Source organism: Streptomyces sp. MS06 (assembly GCF_047200655.1).
GTDB lineage: Bacteria > Actinomycetota > Actinomycetes > Streptomycetales > Streptomycetaceae > Streptomyces.
Genome location: NZ_JBJZOJ010000012.1, coordinates 133,832 through 141,722 on the forward strand (window position 1 = coordinate 133,832; position 7,891 = coordinate 141,722).

Annotated in this window: 6 protein-coding genes; 4 read left to right on the forward strand and 2 right to left on the reverse strand. The window is 76.4% G+C overall.

Annotated elements, in window-relative coordinates; translation table 11 throughout:
- Positions 1 to 433 precede the first annotated feature (433 nt).
- A complete protein-coding gene (locus ACL02U_RS08840; protein WP_412790114.1) occupies positions 434 to 640 on the forward strand; it encodes a hypothetical protein in 207 nt (68 codons plus the stop codon).
- Positions 641 to 1,062: 422 nt separating this feature from the next.
- On the opposite strand, the gene ACL02U_RS08845 is transcribed toward ACL02U_RS08840, so the two are convergent.
- On the reverse strand, positions 1,063 to 1,557 hold the full coding sequence (locus ACL02U_RS08845) for an SUKH-3 domain-containing protein (RefSeq protein ID WP_412790115.1): 495 nt from the start codon (positions 1,555 to 1,557) through the stop codon (positions 1,063 to 1,065).
- 167 nt (positions 1,558 to 1,724) lie between these two features.
- Positions 1,725 to 2,285, reverse strand: coding sequence for a YwqJ-related putative deaminase (locus tag ACL02U_RS08850; protein ID WP_412790116.1), 561 nt, complete (start codon positions 2,283 to 2,285; stop codon positions 1,725 to 1,727).
- A gap of 296 nt (positions 2,286 to 2,581) precedes the next feature.
- On the opposite strand from ACL02U_RS08850, the gene ACL02U_RS08855 reads away from it, so the two are divergent.
- The 3 genes from ACL02U_RS08855 (at position 2,582) to ACL02U_RS08865 (ending at position 7,731) form a co-directional block, all read left to right on the forward strand.
- The gene (locus ACL02U_RS08855; RefSeq protein WP_412790117.1) at positions 2,582 to 3,610 is read left to right on the forward strand and encodes an SMI1/KNR4 family protein; all 1,029 of its coding nucleotides are present in this window, start codon (positions 2,582 to 2,584) and stop codon (positions 3,608 to 3,610) included.
- A 7-nt stretch (positions 3,611 to 3,617) separates the two neighbouring features.
- Positions 3,618 to 6,587 carry an SUKH-4 family immunity protein gene (locus ACL02U_RS08860; protein ID WP_412790118.1) on the forward strand — a complete coding sequence of 990 codons (2,970 nt, stop codon included), beginning with the start codon at positions 3,618 to 3,620 and terminating at the stop codon, positions 6,585 to 6,587.
- 259 nt (positions 6,588 to 6,846) lie between these two features.
- Positions 6,847 to 7,731, forward strand: coding sequence for a cellulose-binding protein (locus ACL02U_RS08865; RefSeq protein WP_412790119.1), 885 nt, complete (start codon positions 6,847 to 6,849; stop codon positions 7,729 to 7,731).
- Positions 7,732 to 7,891 lie beyond the last annotated feature (160 nt).

Here is a 7,891-nt window from a genome sequence, read left to right on the forward strand (position 1 = left end):
AGGCACGCGCTGGATCGGTTGAATGGACGCGCGTAAGGACCCCCGCGATCGCGGCGAACGATCCGGGGGCGTGGCCAGCGCTTCGAAGGAGCGATGACGTGACGGACCTTATCCGAACGACCCTCGAACGGCTGAGAGCGTTCCTCCACGGGCGTCGTGCTCTCGACGCATCCGGCCCGCTGCCCGCAGTGGCCCCGCGGGGTTCGGCGCCGTACACGTGGGGGTCGGGGGCGGGTCACCGGCCTGGGCGGCCTGTTCCGGCTGCCGGGGCGCCCCGTGCGGTGCGGCCTCTGCCCGGTCCTCGGTGGGTGCTGCCGCCTGCCGACTTGGCGGCGTTCATGCCCCGCGGGGGCCAAGTGGACGGGCCCGACTGCACCTGCCCTCGGCCGGGCCCCGGTGCGGGCGTGCCGGAACGGGATCAGGGGGTCGTCCGATGACGATGACCATCGCGGTGTACCGGATCGACCGGGAATCCGGCACGCGTACTCCGGTGCGGGAGAAGTACACCGTGGAGGCTCCCGACGTGCCGGAGACGCTCTCCGCGCCTCCGCCCTGCACCTGCCCGCGCTGCACGGACGGCCCGGTGCGGTTGTGCGCCGGGGCGCGGGAGGCCAACCGCCGCAGCCGGGGTGCGCCATGACCGGTTCCGTCGCTCCGGACACGTCGACCATGTCCGCGGAGTGCGGAGTGGCGCACCGTCCCGGGTACCGGGGCCTGCACGGTGACTGCCGCCGGACCGACGACGTTCCCCTGCCGGGCGGTGCGGGCCTTGTGCTGGTGCCGCGCTGCACCTGCCCGTGCCATCCGTACAACCGGGCGAAGGCCGCCTGAGCCGGGCACCGCACGGCGTCCGCCTCCCCTGCGGCGACCGCTGTTGCTGCTCCGGAGCGCCTTGGGGTCGACGGTGGAGCAGGGCGGCACCCTGAGCCGTGCCCCTGCGGGCGGGCATCCGCAGAGGCACGGCCGCGCGGGCCACGGAACGCGGGGCCACGGAACGCGGGGGACGCGCGTCGTGGCCGCGCGGGCTGCGGGGGCGCCGGGGGTGCAGGGTCCCGGGCGGTGTCACTCGGTGGTGAGGCGGGCCGGTTCGGTGCCGGTGAGCAGGCAGGTCAGGGCGTGGTCGATGTCGGGGCCGAGGTACCAGTCGCCGGTGTGGTCGAGGGCGTAGACGCGGCCTTCGGTGTCGATCGCGAGGACGGCCTCGCTGCCGGCCTCGCTGCCGAGCGGGCAGACCTCGCTGTCCAGGGCGCGGCCGAGGTCGCCGAGGGTGCGGGCCAGGTGCAGGGCGTGCAGGGGGTCGAGGTCGACGGGTGTCGGGGCGACCTGGCGGCCCGGGCCTCTGGCGGCGATGCGGAGGCCGCCGAACTCGGCCCAGGCCTCGACCGCCGCCGGGAACACGGCGTGCCGGTGGCCTGCGGGGGAGAGGTGTTCGCGCAGGGTGTCGGCCCAGATCTCGGCCTGTTTGATGTCCCAGCGTCCGGGTTGCCAGCCGGCGTCGCGCAGCGCGGCGTCGACGGGGACGGGGAAGCGGGTGGTGGAGGTGCGGTCGGGGTGCATGTGCCCTGTGTGTGTCCGGTGCGGCTGGAAGTGGGGGGTCGGGGTGAGGACGGGGGTGCCCGCGCGGGGCGGTTGGGGGGACGGCCGTGGACGGCCGTGGGGGGCCGGGACGGGTGCCGGTGGGTGCGGGACTCGCCGTCGCCGGCTGCTGTCCCGGGAAGGGTGGGTCAGCCTCCCGCTTCGGCGGGGTCGACGATGCGGACGCCGAAGTGGGCGCTGAGGGCTGCGCAGGCCCGGCAGGGGGCGGCGTAGGCGCCGTGCAGCGGGTCTCCGTCCTCGCGGATGTGGCGCGCGGTCAGCTTGGCGTGCTTGAGGGCCTTGCGGGCCTCGCCGTTGGTCATGGCCTTGCGGGCGGCGCGTTTGCTGCGGGCGGAGTCGGCGGCGGCGATGTGGCGGGAGAGGAGGAGTGCCTCGGCGCAGCGTCCGGTGAACCGGTCGCGTTGGGCGCTGGTGAGGGCGTCGAGGAAGTCCTGTACGAGCGGGTGCAGGGTGGGGGGCCGGTCGCCGCGTGCGGCGGTGCCGGTGAGGGTGGTGCCGCGCACCGATAGGGCGGCGGCGACGGTGGGGAGGATGCCGTCGCGGCGGTGACGGAGAGTAGGGGGTCGGGGGGTCTCGGTGGAGCTCCAGCCCACGCGGGGGTCGCCCGAGGGGCCGTTGTGCGGGGTCTTCTGTGGTGTTTCGTGCCGTTTTGCGAGCGGCCCTGTCTGCGTGGCGTTCATGATCGTCATCCCCTTCCGAGCTTCCCTCGGACGACACAGAGTGCCAAATCGCCTGCCCTGTGGGAAAGCTGGGGCGGCCCGACACGCCCGGGGCTGAGCGTGTCGTCACCGTGAGGTGACGGCTGGTCACGCAGGTGGACGGCCGGTGACCGGTGCCGGAGTACCGCATAGGCTGTCGGCACCGCGGTGGGCGCGGTCAACGCGTTGCAGACCGTTGGAGACAGTCGGATACGGGGCGTGGTGAGCCGGGCTCGGCAGGGTTCGGCGGTCACGGCCCGTACAGAGTGCCGCAGGGGGCAACCGCCATGACGACAGGTCGGCTCGGGCTGGGGGAACCTCCCGGCCGTCAGGCCGGAGGACGGACCGTGCCGCCGAACGCGGCTTATGCCGGGCAGGTAGTGAGCTTCCCGGATCCGGTCCGGGCCGCCCGTCACCCGGGAGGGGTGCGGGTGGACGACCGCGGCTATCCCGACTTCTCGCCCTACGCGCGCGCGGCGGCGCAGATCGCCGAACCCCCGGAGGGCTTCGGGGTCGACGAGCTGCGGTTGACGGACTACGTGTCGGCGAACGCGGCCCTCGCGGCGAGCGGGCACGAGCTGTGGGACACGGTGTCGAACGTGGCGACGCCGCACGGCTGGACGTGGCACCACGTGGTGGGCTCGCGCCGGCTGGAGCTGGTCCCGGTCGAGGTGAAGGCGCTGCTGCGGCATCACGGCGGTCTGGCGACCGCGCCCGTGGACCAGGGCAAGCGGGGGACGCGGCCGTTGCAGGAGACGCGTCCGGTGCATCTCGGTCTGCCGAAGTCGGGTGTGGCGGTGACCGAGCAGCAGGTGCTCGGTGTCGAGGAGGACCTCGGGTACCGGCTGCCGGGCGCCTACCGGTCGTTCCTGAAGGCGGCAGGGGGCTGCGCGCCGGTGGGCGCCGCGCTCGACGCGGAGTTGGGACTGCTGGTCGACCAGCCGTTCTTCACCGTGCGCGACGAGGCCGCGGTCAACGACCTGGTGTACGTGAACAAGTGCCTGCGCGACCATCTCACCAAGGACTACCTGGGCGTCGCCTTCGTCCAGGGCGGCCTGCTGGCCGTGAAGGTCAAGGGGGACCGGGTCGGTTCGGTCTGGTTCTGCGCGTACGACGACGCGCGGGACGTCGATCCGGCCTGGTCGGTGGCGGAACGGGTGGAGCGGCTGCTGCTGCCGTGCGGGGAGGACTTCGACGCCTTCCTGTCGCGGTTGGCGGGCCGTCCGCCGGAGTTGGAGACGGTGGCGAATCTGATGGTGGACGGCGGCTTCGCGCACGCCGTGCCGCTGACGGCGGACCCTGCGGCAGGGGAGTGAGTTCTCGATGGTGACGTTCGCGCAGGCGCAGGAGCGCGCGGAGGAGTGGGTCAACGGGGACGTGCCGGCGTACCAGCACCGTGTGGCGCGGGTACGGGAGTTCGAACTCGGTTTCGTGGTCTGGGCGGAGGACCGCCCGGACGGGCCGCGCTCGGACGGCGGCGCGCAGCGCCTGGTGATCGCCCGCGACAGCGGCGAGGCCTCCCTGTGGCCCGCCCTGCCGGTGGGTGAGGTGATCCGGCGGTACGAGGAGGAGTACGGACGTGCGTCCGAACCCGAGGACGCGGTACCGCCGCCGGCCGCCCGGGTGGACCTGAACCAGACGTCGTTCCTGCTGAGTCCGCCGGAGTGGTTGCAGGAGGCGGCGGACAAGCTGGGCATTCCGGACCGCCGGGGGGACGCCGCGGAGGCCGTGGCGGAGGCGTCCCGGGCCATGACCGGGTCTGCGGCGCCCTCGACGGGGGCGCGTACGGGGGAGGAGGACGCGCCCCGCGTCCAGGACCCGGTGGGCGCCGCGAGGGTGCCGGATGCGCCGGCCGTGCAGGACGCGCCCGCTGTCCGCGGCGAGCCGGACGTGCCGGCGGGGGCCACCCCGTGGGCGGGGACGGACACCAACGCGGACGCCGGCGAGGACCGTTCGGTCCCGCTGCCCGCCACGGTGTTCGCGCCCCCGCTGAGCGATGCCGACGACAGGACTCCGCCGGACGCAGAGACCGCGCTGATGTCGGGCGGCAGCCGGCTTCCGCCGACGGCGGTCGCGCCGGTGCTCGACGACGCGCGTCCGGCGGCCGGTCCGCCGGCCGGCCCCGCGCCGGGCAGCACCCCGCCCCCGCCGCAGGGCCCGCAGCCGTACGGCGCTCCGCAGGGACCTGCCGCCCCGGGTACGCCCCCACCCGTTGCGCCCGCCCCCGGCGCGCCCTCCTACGGGTACCCGGGCGGCTCCGGTGCTCCGGGCGCCACTGCCGGCGGGCCGGCGGCGGGTCCGCCCGGTCCGCCCGCAACCGGCGGCCCGCAGCCGCCTGTCGGCCCGGCAGGCCCGGGCGGACCGGGCGGACCGGGGCGGTCGGCAGGTCCGGGTGGACCGGCGCGGCCGCTCGCCCCGCATGCCGGGGACATCGCCGACGCCGCGACGAGCAAGGCCGAGCCGCCGCCCCGCCGGGGGCGCGGCGCCGTCCCGCCGCCCCCTCCTCCCGCACCGGGAGCACCGGGAGTGCCGGGAGCGCCGGGAACACCGGGAGCGCCGGGTGGTCGTCCGGGTGGCTCGCCCGAGCCCGCCGGTGCCGGTGCCGAGGCCGGTGCCGGTGCGCCGGGCGCGCCGGCCGGTGGCTACGTGCCGACGCAGTTGGTGTCGGCTCTCGGCCCCGAGGGTCCGGGGGGCTCCGAGGGTCCCGGGGGTCCCGAGAGCACTCCCGGCCCCGCGCAGCCCCGGCCTCCGGGTGCCCCGCAGACGCCGCCCGGCGTGCCGCGGCCTCCCGGTGCGCCGAACCCGCCCGGCGGTACGCCTCCGGGGGGCGTGCACCAGGCCGCCACGATGTTCGCCGACCCCGGCCGCACCGGCCCGACCGGCGCCCCGCAGGGGCCGGGCGCCCCGCAACCTCCTGGCGCCCCGCAACCTCCTGGCGCCCCGCAACCTCCCGGCGCCCCGCAGGGGCCGGGGGCTCCGACCCCTCCCGGTGCGCCGGGGTTCCCCGGCGCTCCTGGTGCCGCCGCTGCTCCGGGCCCGCAGGCTTCCTCCGGGGGTGCCCCGGGTGCCGTGCACCACGCGGAGACCGTGCTGGCCGCGCCCCCGGTGAGCGGACCGGGCGTGCCTCCGCCGCCGCAGGCCCCCGGCGCCCCCGGCGCCCCCGGCGCCCCCGGCGCCCCCGGCGCTCCCGGTGTGCCCGGCGGCCCCGGACCGGGCGTCGGCGCACCCCGGCCGGCGCCGCCGCACGCGGGCCCGCCGCCCGGTGCCCCGGTGCCAGGCGCACCGCAGGGGTACGGGTACCCCCAGCAGCCCCCCGGGCAGCCCACGGTCGGCCCCGGCTACCAGGCCGTGCTGCGCTACCGTGCGCCCGACGGCTCCGAGCAGCAGCTCATCCGGCGTTCGGCGCCGGGCACGCCGCACCCCGAGTGGCAGATCTTCCACGAGCTGCGCGCCCTGAACGTGCCGCCCGACCAGGTGCTCGAACTGCACACGGAGTTGGAGCCCTGCGAGCTCCCGGGGGCGTACTGCGCGCGGATGATCCGGGAGCAGTGGCCCCAGGCGCGGCTCGCGAGCATCGCCCCGTACGGCACCGACCACGCGTCCCGGCAGCAGGGCATGCAGCAACTGCTCTCCCACCAGGGGGAGTTGCATCAGGTCGCCGATGGGCCCGCGCGTCCCGCTCCGGTACGGGCGCCGCTGCCGCCGGTGCAACCGGCACCGCCGGTCCCGCCGGAGGCGATCGGTCAGGAACTGGCGGCGGCGTTCGGTCCGGGCGTGTACCGCTTCGAGCAGGCGGCCGTGTCCCGGCAGGGGGTCCCGCCGGTGGTGGCGCAGACGCTGGTGACGGCCGGGCTGCCGGTCGACGTCGGCCCGTTCTTCTGGGCCCAGGCCCAGCCGGGGCGGCCGGTGCCCACGCTCGCCGAGCTGGCCGCGGAGCGTCGGGTGCAGCCGGCCTCGGACGCGGGCTCGTACCTCGTCATGGGCAGCGACTTCGGAAAGGCCGTCTGCGTCCAGTACGGCACCGCGAACATCGTGGCGGTGCCGGTGGAGGCGGGTCCCGGCGGTGCGCCCGCGGCGCCCCAGTTCGTGAACACCGGTCTGCCGGAGTTCCAGCGCTGCCTGGGGCTGCTCGGGCGTATGTGGCGGCTCCGGTTCGGGCTGAACCAGGAGCAGGCCGGCCGCTGGACGGTCGACTTCCAGGCGCAACTCGCCTCGCTGGACCCGGCTGCGCTCGGTTCGCCGGAGAGCTGGTGGTCGGTGCTGCTGGAGCAGATGTGGGACGGACTGCTGTGAGGCGGCGGGCCGCACACCGGCGCTGACATCCCGTCCGGAGAGGGGGTCGGAACCGTTCGCACGGAACGGTTCCGACCCCCCTCTTCGCATGGGCGGGTGCGGGGCCCCGGAGCCGAATGCGCGCGCCGACCGTGACCCGCGCACGGAGTGTCGCGTTATGCACCTTTACATCTGATCCATAAGGATATGCGCCACGTCGTTCATACACGTATGTGCGCATAGGTCATATCGAGTGGATCAGGCGGAGAGGGGCTCCGGGATGGTTAGCGCATCGAGATCGCCGCACGGCTTCGCGACCGTCCGGGGGCGCGGCTACCGGCCCGGCCGGGTCGACGCGTTCACCGCCGCGCTCGCCGAGGACCGGGACGCCTCCTGGGAGCGCGCCGCGCGCCTCACCGTCCTGGCCAGGGACATGGAGGCGGAGGCGGAGCGGCTGCGGGAGCAGGTCGCCGGGCTCGCCCCGCAGACGTACGCGTCGCTCGGGGAGCGCGCACAGCGTGTGCTCCGGCTCGCCGAGGAGGAGGCGGCGGCCGTGCGGGAGCAGGCGCGGTACGCGGCGCGCCGGGAGGTGGAACAGGCGGCGGAACGCGCCGCCGACGTCTGCCGGGCCGCGCAGGAAGCGGCCGACGCGCTGCGCGCGGACGCCGGGGAGCACGTCCACCGGCGGTTGCGGGCCGCGCGCGAGGAAGCCGACGGGGTCCGGATCGCCGCCCGCCGCGAGGTCAAGAAGACCCGGCGGGCGGCCCTGGCCGCCTCGCGCGAGATGCGGCAGCGGGCCGCGGGGTTGAGCGCCGCACAGGAGAAGGAACAGGCCGAGGGGTACGCGGCGGCCGAACGGGAGGCGGCCCGGCGCCGGGACGCGCTGGACGCGTGCCGGCAGCAGCGGGCGGCGCGCGCCGAGGCGGCGCTGCACGAGGCGGAGCGGGTCCTCGCCGACGCGCAACGGTCCGCTCGCCGCCGCCGGGAGGAGGCGCGGGTGCACGCGGCGGAGCTGCTGGCGGCCGCGCGCGTGCAGGAGGACCGCCTCGCGCGCGAGACCGAGCGGGTGCTCCGCGAGCACGGGGACCGCTGGGACGACGTACGTACGCAGATGGACCAGGTGCGCAGCAGTCTGAGCGCGCTCACCGGGCGGGCGGTGGAGTAGCGCACCGCCCGCCCGGTGTCCGGTCCGGTGTCCGGTCCGGTGTCCCGCTCCGGTGCCGACTCGGTGTCCCGCTCGGCCGCCCCGCGTGCCGGTCGGTGAACCCGACGGTCGGTGAACCGGGTGGCCGGGGGGGGGGGGGGGGGGGGGGGGGGGGAAGGAA